This window comes from Nocardia terpenica (assembly GCF_013186535.1).
GTDB lineage: Bacteria > Actinomycetota > Actinomycetes > Mycobacteriales > Mycobacteriaceae > Nocardia > Nocardia terpenica.
The window spans coordinates 76,158-94,608 of sequence record NZ_JABMCZ010000004.1 but is presented as its reverse complement, the minus strand read 5'-3'; the positions used below and the strand labels follow the sequence as shown (position 1 = coordinate 94,608).

The window sequence follows — 18,451 nt, the reverse complement described above, 5'->3', positions numbered from 1 at the left end:
CGTTACCGCACAGGGGGCAAATGTTTCCTCTGTATTACCAAGACTTTACCAACTATCACCGCTATCCTGTGAGCATGCTGTCGATCTGCGCGGTTCGGCGTGACGAAAGCCCGTTCTACGCAATCAATTCCGAGGTCGCCCACGATGCGGCGAGCACGGTGAAGGCGGCGGTGCTGGCGGCGCTGTACCGCGGCGACACCGATCTCGACGCGCTCGTCTCGGTGCACGACCGTTTCGCCTCGGCGGTTCCCGGCCGCTGGTTCCACAATCGGCCCGACGCCGACAGCGACCCCGCGCCCTGGCGCCGGCTGGGCGGCCGGGCCACGGTCCGCTGGCTGGCCACCCGCATGATCACGCACTCGTCGAATCTGGCGACCAACCTCTGCGTCGAACACATCGGGCTGACCGCGATCGCCCGCGTGCTGCGCGACACCGGGGCCACCGGCACCCGCATGGAGCGGCTCATCGACGATCACCCCGCCCGCGAGGCGGGCACCACCAACGAGGTGACCGCCGCGGGCTTGGCGCAACTCCTGCTCGAGATGCGCCCCGACGAGCTGGAGGTGCTGGAGCGCAATGCCTTTCGCGACGACCTGCCCGCCGGGCTCCCGCACCGCACCCGAATCGCGTTCAAGAACGGCTGGTTTCACGGTGTGCGGCACAGCGGCGCACTCGTCTTCCCCACGGACGCACCGCCGTACGCGCTGGCGGTGTGCTACACCGGCCCCCTGGCCAATGGCCGGGCCGTCGGCGATCCGGCCTCGCGGCTGCTGGCCCGCATCTCCGCGCAGGTGTGGGACCTGCGGCGCAACTGACTCTCGAACGGCTAGCCGATCGCGAATTCCGGTGAGACGCCGGTGAATCCGGTGACCACTCCCCCGGCGTCGCGGCTGTCGCCGGTGTACCGAATCCGATACCGCCCGGCCTCGGTACCCTCCGGCACGGTCCACTCGATCCTGATCACCGACGCCGCGGGCTGCCCTTCCGGCCGTGACCAGTGCAACTCGGTACACCAGTCGTTATCGTCGCACACCCCGGCCCACTGCCCACCGGCCCACCGCTCGACCACGAAATACGTTCCGTCGGTATGGAAGTCGTTGTTGGGGTGCGCACCCACGAAATCCACCGACACCGTTTGCCCTGTCGCGTACGAGGGCTGCGGCGCGGTGAGCACGTCCCCGAACCGATGTCCGGCCACCGGCACGTCCGGCGGCACCGGCGGCAGCAGGTCCGGCTGCAATCCCGAGGTCCAGTCCAACGGCGCGGGACCCCGGCCCGGATCGGTGCGCGCCGCCAAAGCCCGTGCCAGCCGGTCGAATTCCTGCATGTACGCCGACAGCGTCCACCGCCCGAACAGCGTCTCCCCGCCCTCGTACTGCTGGGACACGTACTCCTCGGGCGTGGTCACATACCCGCTGTACCCATTGGCGTACCCCTGCATCAGCACGTTCTCCAGCGGCGCCCCGAGCGCCCGCGCCACCAGCCGCCGGATCCGCAACCCCGACACCACCGTGTATTCCGCGGGCCCGGACGCCAGTACCAGGTCACCGATCCGCAGAATCTGAATCGGCAGCACCAGCGGCACCCACGGCCGGGGCGGCAGAGTCCCCAGCGGTGCCACGATCAGCTTGGGCGCCTGCACATCCCGCATCCACTGCTCGATCGGTCCGTTCACCCCGCCCAGCGCGGCCACCACCGGATTGGTGTCGCCCTCTTGAAGGAACGGCAACTGCGTATTCCAGTTGTCCTCCGAACTGGTGGCGGCGGCGGAGGCGCCCATCATGGCCGGGCTGGTGCGCGCGGGCCTGCCATCGGGGGTGTAGTCGCCATCGATCGCGGTGTCGCCCATGTTCACATACCGCAGCACCGCGTCCACGCCTCCGCTGGACATCGGCCGCGCCGCCGCGAAGGCCGCACGCCCGGCCTGATATTGGCGCTCGCCGATGAGGGCGCAATTGACCCGATTGTTCTCGGTCGGCCCGGACGGATGCCAGGGGATGACATTCAGGTTCGGGGTGATGTCCCCGGGATTGGTCTGCGCGAACGCGGCCACGAAACCGGGCTGCCCGTCGAGATATCGCACGCCCATCTCGTCGTGCTCCCAGCGGTAACTGGCATAGCCCTTGTTGTCGGCGGACAGGAGAGTATTGCGATCCGTCAGCGAGGTTCCATGCGTCGCATACCAGGTGATGGCGCCGATATCGCGGCCGCCCTGCCGCAAGCGCAGCACCGTGACCTGCGGATCGATCGCGTTCGGGAACTGCGCCCTGTCCTCGGGCGGGTTGAGCTCGAACGCCACCCGCGACCGATTCGCCGCGGCATCGTGCAATTCCCCGTGGCCCAGCAGGATCTCACCGGGAGCGAGCCGGTCGTGCGCCCGCGCGATGGCGGCCACGATGCCGTTCACCTCGGCCCGATGCGAATTCTGCTGAAAACCGTAGGCGGCCAGCGAGTAGGCGTACTCGCGGGCGGTGCCGCCGCAGGAGTTGTGATTGTGGGTGGCATTGATATTGACATTGCGCTCGGTGTAGGTGTCACCGAACCGCTGGGCCAGCCGCTGCAATACCGCCAGATGCACGGACTGGAACAGGCAGGCATTGTCGGCATTGACGAAGACCACGCGGTCCCCGGTCTTCCGGTCGACCACGATGTAGGCGCGCGCCCGGCACCGCATGAGCAGCCCGGTCGCCACCTGATCCAGCTCGGAGTAGCCCATCATGCCCTGCCCGGCGGGCGCGCCGGTGATATCGGCGATGCCGCAGCCGATCAGATAGCTCTGGCCGTCCTCGTCGCGCCGAACCTGTTGCGCCGCAGCGGGTCCCGCACCCCGCAGCCCACCCGCAACCGTCGCGGCCGCGGTACCGGCCAGCATGGATCGCCGAGAGACCCGCATCGGTGGCTCCTTCGGATTTTCCGAGGACGCGGCCTCGTCGCCACATCCGTCACCTGTTCGGCGAAGCGTACTGGTCAACTGTCCAATACGCCATAGTTCCCGGAGCATCACGCGCCGACGGCCGAGGGCACCGATCCTGCCAGTCGGCGCGGGGATCGCGAGGCAGCCACGCCCGGTCCGGACGGGGAATGCCCGGCGGCGGCGCGTGGCCGCCCGCTGCTCAGAGGTTGCCGGTGAGCGTGGCCGCACCGGCGGCCAGTCCGGATACGGCGGCGCTGCCGGTAGCGAGCGCGGCAAGGAGGAGAGCGATGATCATGACCCGACCCTTTCCGGGGAATAACTTCGAGACGACCGAAAAGTACAGCGCCCCAAGGTCGCTCACAATTGTTCCGGCAATTTTCTCGGTCAACTCCGGGACGATTGACAGTGCATTCCCAGCGCGCGCATCCGAATTCTGTGTTAATTGCACGGCCCGGTGCCCGGTGATCACTCCTGCCCGAAATGTGACGACAAACACCCCCGGCCGCCGCCGACCGCGCCGACCTGCGGATACACCGGCCACGCCTGCGCATTTCCACCCGAGAACTCCCGCTCGACAGGCGCCTGGCTTGGTCTCGTGAAACACCGCCGTTACATTGAGGCCCGCCATCGGTTCGTCGACACGGGAGTAGCGCATCGCAATGACCATGCCGTCTCGGCGCTTCGTTGTCGGTGGTGCCCTCGCCGCGATCGCCGCCATCCTGGTGGGCTGTCGATTCCCGGCCGAGAATGCTGCGGCCGAGGCCGATCCGCCACCGGCCCGGGTCGCCCCGCATCCCATCTGGATCGCCAATCACACCGGCGGCCAATCGCTTACCTCCGACCTCGCCGCGGCGAATGCCCTGGAATTGCTGGCCGTGCTGCCGGTGCACGACTCCGCCGAGGACACGCCCTTCGACCCGGACGCTTTCGGTCCGCTCTGGTCCGACGACGTGACCGTGGCGGGCGGCCACAACGGCTGCGACACCCGCAACGACATCCTGCGCCGCGACCTGCGCGACCTGGTGACCGAGCCCGGCAGCAGCGGCTGCGAGGTCCTCTCGGGCGTCCTGCACGACCCGTACACCGGGGCCGACGTCCCCGCCCTGCGCTCGAGCGCGCCGACCCCCGAGACCGCCACCGTGTCGGTCGACCATGTGGTGGCCCTGGCCGACGCCTGGCGCAAGGGCGCCCAGGCCCTGTCCACCGAGGAGCGCCGCAACTTCGCCAACGACCCCCGCAACCTCCTGACCGTCTCCACCGCCGCCAACCGCGACAAGGGCGACAACGACGCCGCCCGCTGGCTACCACCCAACCCCCTGTTCCGCTGCTCCCTGGTAATCACCCAGGTGGAGGTGAAATCCGCCTACCGCCTGTGGGTAACCGCCCCGGAGCGCGACGCCATGCGCGGGGTACTGACCGACTGCGGGAGCACCCGGGCGGCAACATCGACGTCGAAGCGCCCGGCCTGAGCGGGTGATCGAAGGGTCTTCTCGTGATTCCGGCGTGAGTTCTCCTCGTGATTCCGGCATGCTTTTGGCCGGAATCCACTCTGCTGCAGGAGATCCCGGCCAAGAGCACGCCGGGATGACAAGTGGGACCTCTCCTTGGAATGGCGAGCGGAACGTCTCCCCTGGATGACGAGGGGACCCTTCCTGAATGGCGAGCGGGACCTTTCCCCGGGACGGCGGGGGTGACCTCCGTCCTCGGGACGACGGGCGAGACCTCTGTCCCCAGGACGACGGGCGAGACCTCTGTCCCCAGGACGACGGGCGAGACCTCTGTCTTCAGGATGGCGAGGGGGACCTCTATCGGCGTGCTTAGCGAGATCTGTCGATTGGCTTATTCGATGGTTGCTGTGAGTGGTAGGTCGGTGGATGAGGTGCCGATGTGGGCTGTGAATGGGCCTGGTTCGGTGGTCCAGCCGTGGGGGGTCCAATGTTCGAATGAGCGCTGTGGTAGGGGGATTTGGAGGCGGTGGGAGTGGGCGGCGGGGAGGGTGATTGTTTCGAAGGCCGATAGCCAGCGGGTTGGGCGGTCGATTGTGCTGTTCGGGCGCGACAGGTAGACCTGCACGACCTGTTTGCCTGTGCGGGTGCCGGTGTTGCGTACCGTAACGGATACGGTGCGGCCGTCGACCTCGAGGTTGCTCAATTCCCATGTGGTGTAGCCGATTCCGTGGCCGAACGGGTAGGCCGGGGTGCGGGCGGCGCGGAGCCAGGCGCGGTAGCCGATGTGTATGCCCTCGTCGTAGGCGAGCTGGCCGGTGGTGTCGGGGCGGGTGTTCAGGATGGGGGCGTCGGCCATGGTGGCGGGCCAGGTGGTGGGGAGTCGGCCGCCGGGTTCGGTTGCGCCGGTGAGGATGTCGGTCAGGGCGCCGCCGAATTCCTGGCCGGGGAACCAGGACAGGAGCACCGCCGCTACCTCGGTGCGCCACGGCATCTCCACGGGGGCACCGGAATTCACCACCACGACCGTGCGCGGATTCGCGGCCGCCACCGCCGCGACCAGTTCGTCCTGGCGGCCGGGCAGCCTCAGAGTGGTGCGGTCGACGCCCTCGCTCTCGATCTGCTCGGTGGTGCCGACGATCACCACCGCAACCTCGGCCGCGCGGGCCGCCGCCACCGCGGCCTCGAATTCCGCGTCGGCCGGGCGCTGCGGGCGGGCGACGCCCAGCATCACGCCGACGATCACACCCAAACCGGGGATGGCCGAAGAGGTTTCGACGCACAGGTGCACATCGACCTCGTCGCCCGCCGCCAGGGTGCGCGCTACCGCGCGCTGCGGCGGATCCAGCAGGGCGGCCAGCGGATCGGAGCCCTCGGGTGTGATCTGCTCGTCGAGCACCGGTTCGCCGTCGAGGGTGAGTCGGATCTGCCCGACGGTGGCCGCCCCGATCCGCCAGTCGCCGTCGGTGTCGGCGCGCAGCCGGGCCCGCACCTCGATCGCGGCGGCCCGGGCGGCCGAATCGTCGCCGAACAGAACGAGAGTGCCCGCGGTGCGGTGCTGAGCATCGAACACCTCCCCCGCCTCGTCCAGGAAGCGCAAGCTCACCCCGGCGGTGCCGGTGTCGGGGTCGGTGACCAGCTCCAGCGGGACCGGCACCAGCCCCTCGGTCAGTCGCACGCCTGGCGTATGGGTCACCGGCGCAACGGCTTTCAGGCCCTCGAGCGGGGTGCTGGAGTGGCCGGGGATTACGGTGGCGCTGCCGCCGCCCATGAAGCGTGGCTCGGCCGCGCCCGGGCCCAGGAGCGCGATATCCGCGCCGGGCCGCAGCGGCAGCACGCCGTCGTTGTGGACCAGCACCATGGCCTCGGCGGCGGCCCGGCGCACCAGGGCGCGGGCGCTGTCGTCGTCGAAAGCCGGTGCCGGGCGCGGTGGTTCGCCGAGCGCGCCGACGCGTTCGGCGAATCGCAGGATGCGGCGGACCTTGTCGTCGATGGCCGACTCCGGCACGGTGCCCGCGCGCACGGCGGCCGCCAGCGGCTCGCCCCACAGCAGCGGCGGGCCGGGCATGCACAGGTCGGTGCCCGCCGCCGCGCCCTCGGCGCTGCGCACGGCGGTCCAGTCCGAGACCACCACACCGTCGAAACCCCAACTGCCCTTGAGTGGTTCGGCCAGCAGCGGATTCTCGGTCATGGTGGTGCCGCCGACGGAGTTGTAGGCGGCCATCACCATCCACGCCCCGGCCGCCACGCTGCGCTCGAACGGATAGAGATACAGCTCGCGCAGGGTGCGGTCGTCGGCGCGCACGTCCACGGTGAATCGGTCGGTCTCGGAGTCGTTGGCCACGTAGTGTTTCGGGCACGCGGCCACGCCGTACGCCTGCACCGAAGACACATAGGCCGCGGCGAGTTCGGCGGTCAGCATCGGATCCTCGGAGAAGCATTCGAAATGCCTGCCGCCCAACGGGGTTCGATGCAGATTGATCGTCGGTCCCAGCACCGCGTACACGCCCTTGCGCCGGGCCTCCGCCGCAATCAGCGCGCCGATCTCCCCGACCAGTTCGCGATTCCAGGTGGCGGCCAGCGCGGTGCCCGAGGGCAGGCTCACCGACGGATCGCGCTCGTCCCAGTGCTCGCCGCGGACCCCGGACGGACCATCGGAGATCGGCATCTCGGCCAGCCCGATCGCCGGTTCACCGGCCATCCGGAACATCCCCGCCCCGGAGATGAGCCTCAATTTCGCCGTCAGATCCAGCCGCGCCAGCAACTCCTCGATCCGGTCGTCCATCCGCTGCCCCATTCGTCTCGACTGCAATGTCTCGCGCCACCGAGGCTACCCGACCAACCACTCGGTAGGTGAAAGCGAGCTTTCAGCAGCCGAGCAGTTCCGCGAGCTCGACGAAGTTTCCGGCCGTCAGGTCGGCGGCCGCGTCCTCGGGACGGTCCGCGGGAATGCGCGGGCCCTTCTCCCCCGGTCGTTCCACGAATGCCGTGTGCAGCCCCGCTGCCCGTGCCCCGGTGAGATCCCAGATGTGGCAGGCGATCATGAGGGTCTGTTCGGGGGCGACGTCCAGGAGTCCGGAGGCGGTCAGGTAGACCTGTGGGTCGGGTTTGTAGGTGCGGGCCAGTTCGGCAGAAACGATGCTGTCGAAGGGGAGGTTCGCGGCCTTGATCAGGCGGGTGAGCAGGGCGAAGCCACCGTTGGAGAGGGCGACCACGGTGTAGTGCTGGCGCAGGCGGGCCAGGCCCGCGACGGCGTCGGGCCAGGCGGGGAGAATGTGCCAGGCGCGCACCAGGTTTCGGCGCTGCTGCTCGTCCACGGCCGCGCCGACGCCGTGCCGCTCCAGCAGGCTGTCCAGCGACTCGCGATGCAGGGTGTCGAGGTAGGCCCAGTCCCGGTCGCCGTCGCGAACCCGTTGCATGGCAGGCAGATACATGCCGCGCCATTCCTCGGCGAAGGTCCCGGCATCCAGTTCGACCCCGGCCGCACGGAAGATCTCGGCGGCTTGGTCGGCGACGCCGGTATACCAGTCCACGGTGGTCCCGAAGATATCGAACACCAGTACCCGGAGCCGTCCCGGATCGAATTCGACCATGCGCGTGCCTTTCTCGTCGGCTGCTCTACCACAAAGATCGCATAGATTCCCGGCCGAGAGCAGTGGATGCCGCGCACGCTGGGGCGGGGGTTGTCAACATGCGCTGTCGAGCAAAGGTTTCGGGGGGGGTCAGGATTTCGGCGGTTTCTACCGTTGTTACCTCGCGGAGGGCGCCGCCGGTGCGGAAGTCGGAGAGTTCTTCGGGGTCGCGGGCGGCTACTCCGATCAGAAGGTTTGCGGGGCCGGTCATTGTTGCGGCGAAGAAGACTCGGGGGTGCGTGCCGAGGCGGCGGCCTATTTGTTCGAGCGATGCGGGTGGGGCCGAAAGCCATAGCAGGGCTTGGGATGTCAGGCCGAGTAGGGTCGGGTCGACGACGGTGATGGGGCGGACCACGCGCGACCGCAGGAGGAGGTCGAGTCGGCGGCGTGCGGCGTGGACGGTGATTCCGGCGGCGCGTGAGAGGTCGGTGTAGGTGGCGCGGCCGTCGCGGATCAGGGCGTCGATCAGCGGTCGGTCGATGGGGAGGGGTTCGGGCGGGTCGAGCGGGTCCTCCAGGCCGATGCCCAGCCGCGGTTCGCGGGGGCCTGGCCAGATGTCGTGGGCGGCGGGGAAGATTCGTATGATGCGCCGCTCGTCCCAGGAGGTCACCGCGAGCGTGTCGGGTAGGTCGCGCAGCAGGGCGTCGCGGGCGGCGATGCCGTCCAGGAACAGCAGTGCGCCGATCTCGGAGCCGCCGCCGAGCAGGCCGACCCCGAAGACGTCCGGCCGCCGGGCCAGGGCGGTGGCGAGGGAGCGGATGCGGTCGCGCGTGGACCGGATGCGCAGCGCCATTGCGATGAGGTCGGGGAAATATGCCGGATTCCGCACCGCCGTCGCGCGCAGCACGCCCCGATCGAACAGCGGCGGAACCCGGCGCACGACAGTGCGTTCGGAGATCCCGAGCCGCCGCGCCAACTCCCGCCACGAGGCACGGGGAGTAGCCAGCAACGCGGTCGCGAGCGCATGATCGGTCCCCACCAGCGGCTGCGGCACCCACCTACGATAGCCGCGCCGGGCCACCCACACGCATTCCGGCACCGATGTGCCAGGACGACCCGCCGGACCCCACCACTGCGCTCGCGGGCACGACGGACCACCGGGCGCATGATGGCACGCTCATCCCCACGTCGCGACGACTGAATTCCGCCAGAGTCCACGACAGCCCGCGCATCCACGCCACGACGACCGAATTCGGCCAGAACGCACGACAGTACACCAACTCCACGCCAAGACAATCGAACCCGGCCCGACCGCGTGATGGCATCCTCCTGTCGCGATGATCGAGTCCGGCCCGAACGCACGACAGCACCCAAACTCACGGCACGGCGGCCCGCTCCGGTCCCGGCAGATGACAGCACAGGCATGTCCGCACCATGGTGGTCGAATCTGGCTGGCCGCGAGTGTCTTTCGGTGCAGCGGGGCGAAATCGGGATATAGGCGTTCGGGCGATATGGGCAGGTCATGATGCGATGTCGGCGGGGCGGGGCGATCCGTGGGTGCTTCGCTGCCTGCGCATCACTCGCTACGCTGCCGGGGTGTCCGATTATGTTGGCTGCCGTGTCGTCGTCTTTGCTCTCGGGGGGACTATTGCCATGACCAGGTCGGCGGAGGGGGGTGTGGTGCCCGCGTTGTCTGCGCGGGAGTTGGTCGGGGGTGTTCCGGGGCTGGGTGAGAGTGGGGTTGCGGTGGAGGTGGTGGACTTTCGGCAGGTTTCGGGGGCGTCGTTGGCGTTTTCCGATATTACTGCGCTGGCGGGGGCGATTCGGGTGTTGCCGGAGGGGGTGGATGGGGTTGTGGTTACGCAGGGGACCGATTCCATCGAGGAAACCTCCTATCTGTTGGATTTGTTGCATGGGGGTGAGCGGCCGGTGGTGGTTACGGGGGCCATGCGGAATCCGACGCTTGCGGGTGCGGACGGGCCCGCGAATTTGCTGGGCGCGGTGCTGACCGCCGCGCATCCCGAGGCGCGCGGGCAGGGGTGTCTGGTGGTCTTCGACGATGAGATCCATGCCGCTCGGCGGGTGCACAAGACCCATACCGCCGCCACGGGCGCCTTCCGCTCCCCCGACGGCGGGCCGCTGGGCTATCTGGTGGAGGGTCGGCCTCGGTTTCTCAATCGGCTCCCGCACCGGTTCCTCGTTCCCGCCGATAATATTGCGGGGGTTCGCATTCCGATTCACACCGTCGTTCTCGGCGACGACGGCACCACGTTGCATCCGCTCGCCGGGCGGATCGATGGCCTGGTGGTGGCGGCCTTCGGTGCGGGGCACGTGCCCGCCGAGTTGGTGCCGGTGCTGGAGCGGCTCGCGGCCGAGGTGCCGGTCGTGCTGGCCTCGCGGACGGGGGCCGGGTCGGTGCTGGAAACCACCTATGGGTTCGCCGGATCCGAGCGGGACCTGCTTGCCCGCGGGCTGATACCCGCGGGCTTCCTCAGTCCGATCAAGGCGCGAATCCTGTTGGCCGCGTTGCTCGCAACGGGGCGCGACCGGGACACGCTGCGCACGGCGATCACGGTGGCGGGTGGCAGCGGTGACCCCGGGGACTGGCCGCTGCGCTGAGCGTCAGGCGGTTCGGCTGGGTTTGCCGTTCTCCAGGTGGCCTACGAAACGGCGGCGCCAGGCGCTGTTGCCGGTCAGGGTCAGGGTCACGTCGTACCAGCCGTCGGATGTCTTCGCCGTCAGGTCGTGCGAACCGCCCGGCGGGACGGCGAAGCCGGTGCCGCCCGCCAGCTCGATATTCGCGGGCACGGGGCCGGAATTGCGCACGGTGACAACGAAAGTCGGCTGATCCGCGGAACCCTGCACCGCCGCCGATACCGCGAGGGGCGCGGTGTCGGAGGCGCCCGCGGCCTCGATCAGAAAACCGTTGGGCCCGTGCACGGCCAGGTCGTAGGCGTCGGTCGCGGTGAGCTGCTCGGTGGCGGTTCCGTTGGGCGCCACCACCGTCTGCCGGATCTGGCCGCCGCCCGCATGGTAGGTGTAGGTCTGGAACGGGAAGGCGGCCTCGCCGTGGTTGGCGTAGTGCACACCGAGCGCGCCCGGCGCGAATTCCGCCCACGCCACCGGCTGATACGGCAGCGCGCGGGCCTTGGCGTGGCCGGGGTCCTGGAACGGCGGCTTCTGATCCGACGGCGACGGCGGGGCCGGTTTCGGAAGTTTGGTCTGCGTCTGATCCGCTTGCGCGCGAAGGGCGTTCGCGTCGGGCAGGGTCGGGATGCTGGTGTCGCGGCTGCCGAAGTCGAAGCAGCTGGTGAGGTCGCCGCAGACGGCGCGGCGCCAGTCGGAGATATTGGGTTCGGCCACGCCGGTCCACCGCTCCAGGAACCGCAGCACCGAAGTATGGTCGAACACTTGCGAATTCACCCAGCCGCCGCGGCTCCACGGCGAGATCACCGTCAGCGGCACGCGCGGGCCGAGACCGATCGGGGTGAGCGAACCGTAGTCGGGGACAGTGAGTTTCGCGCCCGCGGCGGCCTCGGCAGCCGAGCCGGTGGCCCCGCCGCCGGAGACGGGCAGCAACTCGTCGGGGGTGCCCGGGGGCGCGGTCGGGGGCACGATGTGGTCGAAGAAGCCGTCGTTCTCGTCGAAGTTGATCAGCAGGACCGTCGATTCCCATAGTTTCGGGTTGTCCCACAACGCTTTCAGCACGCGCTGGATGTAGGCCGCGCCGTCCACCGGCCGGGCCGCGGGGTGCTCGCAGTAGCCGTAGGGCGCCACGATCCACGACACCTGCGGGAGGGTGTTGGACGAGCAGGCGGTGACGAACTGCTCCAGGACGTAGTCGACGTTCTTGCCGTCGGCGCCGTCGGGCGGCAGCCAGGACTTGGTGACGTTCGCGCGGTCGGCCAACTGGCGGACCGCCGGATCGCCGGAGTCCAGCGCGTCGTGGTACGCCTGGAACAGCCAGAGCGGATTGTCGCCGTAGTCGCCGAGGAAACCGTTGGCGCCGTCGTCGCCGACCCGGTCGTTGGCGTATACCTGCCAGGTGATTCCGGCCTGCTGCAACCGTTCCGGGTAGGTGGTCCAGCGGTACACCGGTTTGTAGTCGGCCGGGTTGCCGGTGGCGGGGCCGCCCAGGGTGCCGCCCGGGTCGATGGTTCCGGTCCAGTGGTACAGGCGGTTCGGCGTGGTGGGGCCCTGGATCGAGCAGAAGTAGTGATCGCAGAGGGTGAAGGCGTTCGCCAGCGCGCGGTGGAAGGGGATGTCGGCATCGGTGAAATAGCCCATCGTCATGCGGGACTTCGCGGCGATCCACGAGTTGTAGGCGCCGCCCGCCCAGGCGGCGTGCGTGGTGAACCAGTCGTGCGCGAGGTCGCCCATGTCCTGGCCGTCGACCCTGGTGGTGTCGACGTGCCACGGCAGCAGGTAGCCGGTGCTGCTGAAGGAGTCGGGCTGCTGGAAGACCGAGCCGTTCCCGCCGCTGCTGCCGGTGGGGATGCTGCTGCCGCTGGGCAGGCCGACCACCGCGGCATCGGTCAGCGCCTGCAACGCCGGATCCTGACCGCCGGGCGGCAGCCGCAGCGCGGTCGGGTCGCCGAAGCCGCGCACCCCCGCCATGGTGCCGTAGTAGTGGTCGAACGAGCGGTTCTCCTGCATGAGGATCACCACGTGCTCGACCTTGTCGAGGCTGCCGCGCCGCCGCGGCTCGGCCAGCGCCTCCGCCATACCGTCCGGCAGGCCGGCCGCACCCGTCAATCCCGCGGCGGCCAGCATGCCGCCCAGCACCGTCCGCCGATTTGCCGTCCCGAAGCTGCGTGTCACCGGATTCTCCGATCACCGATCGAATCAACAGATCTGTCACCGAAAAGATACGAAAGCCGCAGCGGACATTTCGAATCCCTCGATGTTCCACGAGATGTCGACATCGGATATTCACGCCACGTTCAGTGTCCGCCCACTCCGGTCACCTGCCTGCCATCCCACGGACAGTATTTCCGAACGAAAAGTCGACGATCAACCCCTAGCGTTCAGGACCGGCGGGTCGCTTGCTCCAGCACGACCGACACCGCCTCGCCCGCCGTCTCGGCAACGACACCCGCCGACACCGCACTCCCCCGCGAGTCGACCACCCGCCACCCACCGAGCAGCACCACCGGTACACCCCCGCGCCGATTCGCCAACGCCACCTCCGACAGGGTGCCCCACGAGCCGCCGACCACGATCACCGCATCGGCGGACCAGACCAGGATGGCATTCCGAGCCTCGCCCATATTGGTGTAGAGAACTGCGGACAACCCTTCGCACACCCCGTCCGGATCGGTATCCGGCCGCACGCCGATCACCAATCCCCCTGCCGCCGAAGCACCCTCCGCCACGGCCGCCATCACCCCGCTGCCGCCGCCACACAAGACCGTGGCACCGGCCTCGGCCAGTAGTCGGCCGACATCGCGAGCTTGCGCCGCTTCGTGTTCGTTGCATTCCCGAGGACCACAGACGGCGACTTGGATTGGCACCGGGACTCCTTTCGACTGGAATTCCTCGTCTTGCGACGCGGTGAGTATTGGATCGAACTCGCGGAGTCCTATTGTCATCGAACGGATTCCATACGGCGGATTTGCCATTCAATGGGAGAAGCCCTCAGCGGTGCTGAGGGCTTCTGGTCTCGAATGCTGCTATGACCGGTCGAACTCGCCGTCTTTTACTCCGGCGGTGAAGGCGTCCCACTCGCCGGGGGTGAAGACGAGGGCTGGGCCAGCGGGGTCTTTCGAGTCGCGCGTACCGACATGTCCCGCGTCCAGGAAGGCAACTTCCACACATGCTGAGGTATCCCGGCTTCTGCTGGACTTGAACCACTGTGCGCCGGACAAGGTGGTGCTCATCGCCTGTACTCCTCTATCGCTTCCACGATCAGTGCTCGGGACTGTATGGGGTCCAACGCTACCTGTCCGATGCGCTTGACATCATCCCGATATTGATCGAGGTCGGCCTCTTCCTCCAGGTACAGAGCTCCCCGGTGGCCCTCCACGTAGACCACCGAAGGCAACTTGGTGGAAGGCAGAAACGGAAACTCCAGCAGGGTGAAGCTTCCCGCGAGGAGTCCGAGCGGGTTGGCGGCCCTGAAGGGCACGATGCGGATGGTGATGTTCGGAAGATCGGAGAACTCGAGCAGTTTGGTCAGCTGCTCCTCCATCACGGCATCGCTCCCGACCAGGTTGTGCAATACCGACTCATGCAGCATCACGTTCAGGTGGAAATCCGGATCTTGCAGGCGCTGTTGGCGATTCGTCGCGATCTGGACTCGTCGCTCCACTTCGTCGTGACTCCAGGCCGGGTTCTCCGTCCATGCGATCACGCGTCGGTAGCCGACGGTCTGCAACATCCCCGGGACCAGATTCGTGGCCCACAGGGTGAGGCGGTTCGCCGAGTCCTCCAGCGAGATGTAATGGTTGAAGTCCGAGGCGATCTCATCGGAGAAGGCCCGCCACCAGCTCTTTTTCGCCGTTCGTAGCTCGAGGGACAGCAACAGCATCGTTCGGCGTTCCTCGTCGGTGCACTTGAAGGCATCGGCCCAGACGTTGATCCATAGGTCCGAGACCTTGGCCTTCGTACCGTCCTCGATCCGGGTCACGGTCTGTTGAGAGGTGTCCACGATCTGAGCTGCCGCGTACTTGGTCAGCTTGGCCCGTTTCCGGTACTTGGTCAGCAGTTGCCCGAGACCTCTAGCCGCAAGGGTTGAGTCAGCCATTACTTCGCCTCCCTATCGAATGGCTGTCGTTTTGGAAGTACCTGATCTGGAAGCACCCCGCTCGGGGGTATCGCGCCTGAAAGTTTGGCACAACCAGGGCCATAGGTGAGCCTGAAGCTTCCAAACCATCGCATCGGGGGCGTAGATCTATAGACGCACCGGCACTTCGGAACGCTCCAAGCCGAGTGTCCGATCAACCCGAAAGCCAATGTACGCAATGGATTTGGAAAGGTACCCGTGACCGTTCAAGGGCTCCCAGCTCGCCGGACACGCACGAGGAAACAGTATCCGGACACGGTCGGCTCGGCGGCCGAGATGGCCGTGCTGACGATCCTCGCGCCCGGCGGGCTACTCACGTGTGACCAGCTCGCCGCCCAGACTCACCAGACCATGCGGACCACACGCGGGGCCGTACTCCGGCTCCAGGGGCGCGGTCTGATCATGCCGACCTATAACCGGGCGCGGTGGCAGATCACCGATCGTGGGCGAGCGGCACAGGCGACCAAGGGGCGCAGGTTCGCTTGGAAGCCGTAGCGATGCCGCGACCGGCATTCACGAGAAGCGTTCGCACACAATGACTCCGGATAGGATGCGGTATGTACGACATATATCGGACCGAGGTCGACGGCCTCGAGGCGACCTGGCAGCTCCATCATCCGCCACAAGTCGGAATCATCAAGATACACAACAGGTCCGAGAACCTGCCTATCGCGACGTTCGATTCCGATCGGCACTTGGACCTCGTTCAGGCTCGCAGGCAGTACCCGAAGCTCGAAAAGCTTTGGGATGCAGTGCGTCACGACTTCTGGTGCTCGATCACTCGGGGGAACACGTGAAATGGGAAGTGTGCATTCATCGGAGGCGGGCTTCGAGCAGCGACGTCGGTCCTGCGGTCGGTACTATTCGCTCTAGGTGGAAGCCGCTGTCCCACAATAGCTCCCGAAATTCTTCGGCGGTTCGCTCGCGGCCCCCGGTCTGCACCAGCATTTCGATGTCGAGGCTGAACGAGGCGTGCCGGTGTGGTGTGCGAGGGACCACCATCTCTATCAGTAGGAGTGTCGCATCGGGCGGGGCTTTCTCTCCGATCGCGGAGAGGATCTTCATCGATTCCTCGTCGTCCCAGTCGTGCAGGATATGTTTGAGCAGGTAGGCATTGGCCTCGGGCAGGTCGGCGGTGGACAGGAACGAGCCGTGCACGAGGGTGACTCGGTCCGAGACACCGGCCGCGTCAAGGTAATCCGCCGCTCCCTCGGTGGCGCCCGGCAGATCGAACAGCACGCCCCGGCTGGTAGGCGCCTGCCGCAGCACTGCTGCGAGAAGTCTTCCGCGCCCGCCCCCGAGGTCGGCGATGACCGGGAAGCGGCCGAAGTCGTAGGCGGCCAATACCGATGGCACCTCCACCGCCGACAACGAGGCCATGGCCGCGTGGAATACCTCGGCCAGTTCCGGATCGGCGTCCATATGTTCGAAAGACGGCATGCCGCGCAGTGTGCGGGTGGCGTCCACGCCGGTGCGGATCACGTTCACGATGCCGCTCCACTGTTCCCGGAGCACCGGATGCCCGACGAATCGCACCATGTCACGGGTCGAATTCGCTACCCCCGCACGCAGAGTGTTCGACATCCGGTTGTTGCGGTAGCGCCCGGCATCGGTCCGTGCGAATACGCCGTGCGCGGCCAGCGAGCGCAGCAGCCGATGTATTGCGTCCGCATCGACCCCGACCGTCCGCGCCACCTGCTCCGGCGTTCGCGGCCCCTCGGAAAGCGCCCCGGCGATATCCAACTCCGCTGCGGCATACATCATTTGCGCGAACCAGGCCCCATCCAATGCCTCAAGCACCGCGACCTGCGCCGGTACGACCCGCCGCACCGCCGACAATGCCCCCGCCCGCACACCGTTCACGACCCTGGCGACCCACACCGGCGGCGTACGCACTATCGAAACCTCCTCGCGCAGCGGCAATTCCGGCTGCGGCCCCATGGTCGCACGCCCGTCCGACCAGTTTTCGGCGCATTCGCGGAAATAATCGGTTCGCGGCGAGTATCGATAGGGGATCAACCTTTGGGTTCCCGCGCTCGCGGTGAGACCGTTAAACTGCTGATCTAGTCCCTATCGCAGGGAGGTGGTGCCATGCCCGTCCGCCGAAGTGCGCTGGTAGTGGCGGTTCTGTGTGCCGCGTCGGTGCTGGGTGCGCCGCTGGGGCGGGCGCAGTCGCCGGACGAAGGGGGCTGTCGGCAGGGTAGCTTGATGACCGGTCGTCTGGTTCCCGGGTCCGGGAGTGCGGGGCAGAGTATTCAGCGCACGGCCAGCCTGTGGGGGTGTGTCAGTTCGCTGCTGCCGGGTGTGAACGCCGGGCAGTTCACGGTGACCATTCCGTGGAATGCGCCCGGTGCTACCAGTGCGGCACGGTTTGCGTGGTCGGATGGGAGTGTGAGTACCGGAATCGGGTACGGCAATGGGTTGTGGTTGATTACCGGTGGTCCGGGGCGCGGGCATGGGATTCAGGTGAATGTTGCCGATACCTGGGATGGTTGGTATTACAGCTATGCCGATGTCGCTGTTACGTCGGTGGATTTCGTGTCGTGATCGGCTGATTCAGCTCTGCCGGGTTTGTTCGTCGTAGAAGATGCCCAGGCGGTCGATGCGCCACAGTTGGCCGTAGACGATGAGGGCCGCGCCGGATACCGTCGGCCAGATCTCGAGGGCGATGAGACCCCAGAGCAGCAGGGCGGCACCGGCCAGGCCGCCCGCGAGCCAAATGCGTTGCACCACCGCGAAACCGGCGGGCATGCGGGAGCGGTCGCGCATCCAGAGGCGTTCGCCGTAGATGCCGCGGGACGACCAGGCGGTCGGCTTGTCGATCGGCGCGAACGCGTGCGGGTTCCACCACAGCCAGCCGATGACCAGGGCCAGCGGGAGCAGCGCCCACCAGCCGATCCAGGTGCGGCTCCAGATCGACACGATGATCAGCGGAATGGCGGCGAACCTGGTCCAGACGCTCCACGGGTTGGCGTGGCGCTTCCACGCCTGCTCGCTCATGCCCGCCATGCTTGCGTATTTGTCCAGCACATTCATCGGAGCATTCCTCTCGCCAAGGTACGGATGGTGGCCTCCAGCACCTGCTCGTAGGCGGGGCCGAAGCGGTCGCGGTGCATGACGAGCAGACCGACGGCGCGGATCACCTCGACGAGAATCTCCGGTGCGATGTCGTCGACGAATACCCCGTCGCGCTGACCCGCGGCCAGGTAGTCCAGCAGCGGCGTCACCAGTTGCGGGGTGACGCGCGCGATCTGCTCGGGGCCGACGCGGCGGGTGACCGCGTCGAGCTCCTCCGGGCGGGTGAGCAGCCGCCGATACAGCGGGTCGCTGACCAGCACATCGGTAATGGCGCGCATGACCGCGATCAGGTTCTCCTCACCGGCCGGATGGGCCAGCGCGGCGGAGACATCCGCGGCGACCTGCGGCGCCCGCCGGAGCATGACCTCCAGATAGAGCGACTCCTTCGACTCGAAGAAGGCGTAGAAGCTGCCCTTGCCGATCCCCGCGGGACCGACCAGCTCGTCCAGCGAGGTCTTCTTCAAACCCTGTGTGGTGAACAGCTTTTCGGCCGTATCGAGCAGAACGCGCCCGATGCGGTCCTTCTCTTCGGCTGTGAAGGCTATCGCCATAGCTATGACTCCTTTGGTCATCTGGTCATAGGCTAGCAGCGGGCCGGGATTCGGCGCCAGCGGATTCGCGGACCCGGTGCCACGACCGGACGTTTCGCCCCTGCACC

16 protein-coding genes are annotated in these 18,451 nt (G+C 67.6%); 4 read left to right on the top strand and 12 right to left on the bottom strand.

Going from position 1 to position 18,451, the window contains the following annotated elements; genetic code table 11:
• The first annotated feature begins 74 nt into the window (after positions 1-74).
• The gene (locus HPY32_RS33210; protein ID WP_067595984.1) at positions 75-815 is read left to right on the top strand and encodes a serine hydrolase; all 741 of its coding nucleotides are present in this window, start codon (positions 75-77) and stop codon (positions 813-815) included.
• A gap of 11 nt (positions 816-826) precedes the next feature.
• Here the strand turns inward: HPY32_RS33210 and HPY32_RS33205 are convergent, their stop codons facing one another.
• A complete protein-coding gene (locus tag HPY32_RS33205; protein WP_067590105.1) occupies positions 827-2,893 on the bottom strand; it encodes a neutral/alkaline ceramidase in 2,067 nt (688 codons plus the stop codon).
• Between the two features lie 220 nt (positions 2,894-3,113).
• Entirely contained in the window at positions 3,114-3,581 is a 468-nt protein-coding gene (locus HPY32_RS33200) for a hypothetical protein (protein WP_156674536.1), read from the bottom strand.
• On the opposite strand from HPY32_RS33200, the gene HPY32_RS33195 reads away from it, so the two are divergent.
• Positions 3,574-4,383 (top strand): HNH endonuclease family protein, encoded by an 810-nt coding sequence (locus HPY32_RS33195; RefSeq protein WP_067590108.1) that lies wholly within the window; start codon positions 3,574-3,576, stop codon positions 4,381-4,383. The genes HPY32_RS33200 and HPY32_RS33195 overlap by 8 nt on opposite strands.
• A gap of 370 nt (positions 4,384-4,753) precedes the next feature.
• Here HPY32_RS33195 and HPY32_RS33190 read toward each other — a convergent pair whose 3' ends face one another.
• The 3 genes from HPY32_RS33190 to HPY32_RS33180 all read right to left on the bottom strand — a co-directional run bounded on the left by HPY32_RS33190 (position 4,754) and on the right by HPY32_RS33180 (position 8,985).
• A complete protein-coding gene (locus HPY32_RS33190; RefSeq protein ID WP_231951711.1) occupies positions 4,754-7,156 on the bottom strand; it encodes a beta-glucosidase family protein in 2,403 nt (800 codons plus the stop codon).
• Between the two features lie 70 nt (positions 7,157-7,226).
• Positions 7,227-7,952: a haloacid dehalogenase type II gene (locus HPY32_RS33185; RefSeq protein WP_067590114.1), complete on the bottom strand. Its 726-nt coding sequence runs from the start codon at positions 7,950-7,952 to the stop codon at positions 7,227-7,229.
• Between the two features lie 25 nt (positions 7,953-7,977).
• On the bottom strand, positions 7,978-8,985 hold the full coding sequence (locus tag HPY32_RS33180; RefSeq protein WP_067590117.1) for an AsnC family transcriptional regulator: 1,008 nt from the start codon (positions 8,983-8,985) through the stop codon (positions 7,978-7,980).
• A gap of 380 nt (positions 8,986-9,365) precedes the next feature.
• On the opposite strand from HPY32_RS33180, the gene HPY32_RS33175 reads away from it, so the two are divergent.
• The gene (locus HPY32_RS33175; RefSeq protein WP_309247565.1) at positions 9,366-10,550 is read left to right on the top strand and encodes an asparaginase; all 1,185 of its coding nucleotides are present in this window, start codon (positions 9,366-9,368) and stop codon (positions 10,548-10,550) included.
• Positions 10,551-10,553: 3 nt separating this feature from the next.
• Here HPY32_RS33175 and HPY32_RS33170 read toward each other — a convergent pair whose 3' ends face one another.
• From HPY32_RS33170 to HPY32_RS33150, 5 genes are all read right to left on the bottom strand, one after another.
• Positions 10,554-12,752, bottom strand: a complete 2,199-nt coding sequence (locus tag HPY32_RS33170; protein WP_269456515.1) for a phosphocholine-specific phospholipase C — start codon at positions 12,750-12,752, stop codon at positions 10,554-10,556.
• Positions 12,753-12,958: 206 nt separating this feature from the next.
• Entirely contained in the window at positions 12,959-13,444 is a 486-nt protein-coding gene (locus HPY32_RS33165) for an SLOG cluster 4 domain-containing protein (RefSeq protein ID WP_231951712.1), read from the bottom strand.
• Between the two features lie 159 nt (positions 13,445-13,603).
• Positions 13,604-13,810, bottom strand: a complete 207-nt coding sequence (locus tag HPY32_RS33160) for a DUF397 domain-containing protein (RefSeq protein WP_082871529.1) — start codon at positions 13,808-13,810, stop codon at positions 13,604-13,606.
• A complete protein-coding gene (locus HPY32_RS33155; RefSeq protein ID WP_082871530.1) occupies positions 13,807-14,676 on the bottom strand; it encodes a helix-turn-helix domain-containing protein in 870 nt (289 codons plus the stop codon). The genes HPY32_RS33160 and HPY32_RS33155 overlap by 4 nt, the downstream gene beginning before the upstream one ends.
• Before the next feature lie 852 nt (positions 14,677-15,528).
• A complete protein-coding gene (locus tag HPY32_RS33150; RefSeq protein ID WP_171983191.1) occupies positions 15,529-16,611 on the bottom strand; it encodes a methyltransferase in 1,083 nt (360 codons plus the stop codon).
• A 312-nt stretch (positions 16,612-16,923) separates the two neighbouring features.
• On the opposite strand from HPY32_RS33150, the gene HPY32_RS33145 reads away from it, so the two are divergent.
• Entirely contained in the window at positions 16,924-17,262 is a 339-nt protein-coding gene (locus HPY32_RS33145) for a hypothetical protein (protein ID WP_156674537.1), read from the top strand.
• 9 nt (positions 17,263-17,271) lie between these two features.
• Here the strand turns inward: HPY32_RS33145 and HPY32_RS33140 are convergent, their stop codons facing one another.
• Both HPY32_RS33140 and HPY32_RS33135 read right to left on the bottom strand, forming a co-directional pair.
• Positions 17,272-17,751 (bottom strand): DUF6653 family protein, encoded by a 480-nt coding sequence (locus HPY32_RS33140; RefSeq protein ID WP_067590131.1) that lies wholly within the window; start codon positions 17,749-17,751, stop codon positions 17,272-17,274.
• Positions 17,748-18,344 carry a TetR/AcrR family transcriptional regulator gene (locus HPY32_RS33135; protein WP_067590135.1) on the bottom strand — a complete coding sequence of 199 codons (597 nt, stop codon included), beginning with the start codon at positions 18,342-18,344 and terminating at the stop codon, positions 17,748-17,750. The genes HPY32_RS33140 and HPY32_RS33135 overlap by 4 nt, the downstream gene beginning before the upstream one ends.
• Positions 18,345-18,451: the final 107 nt, after the last annotated feature.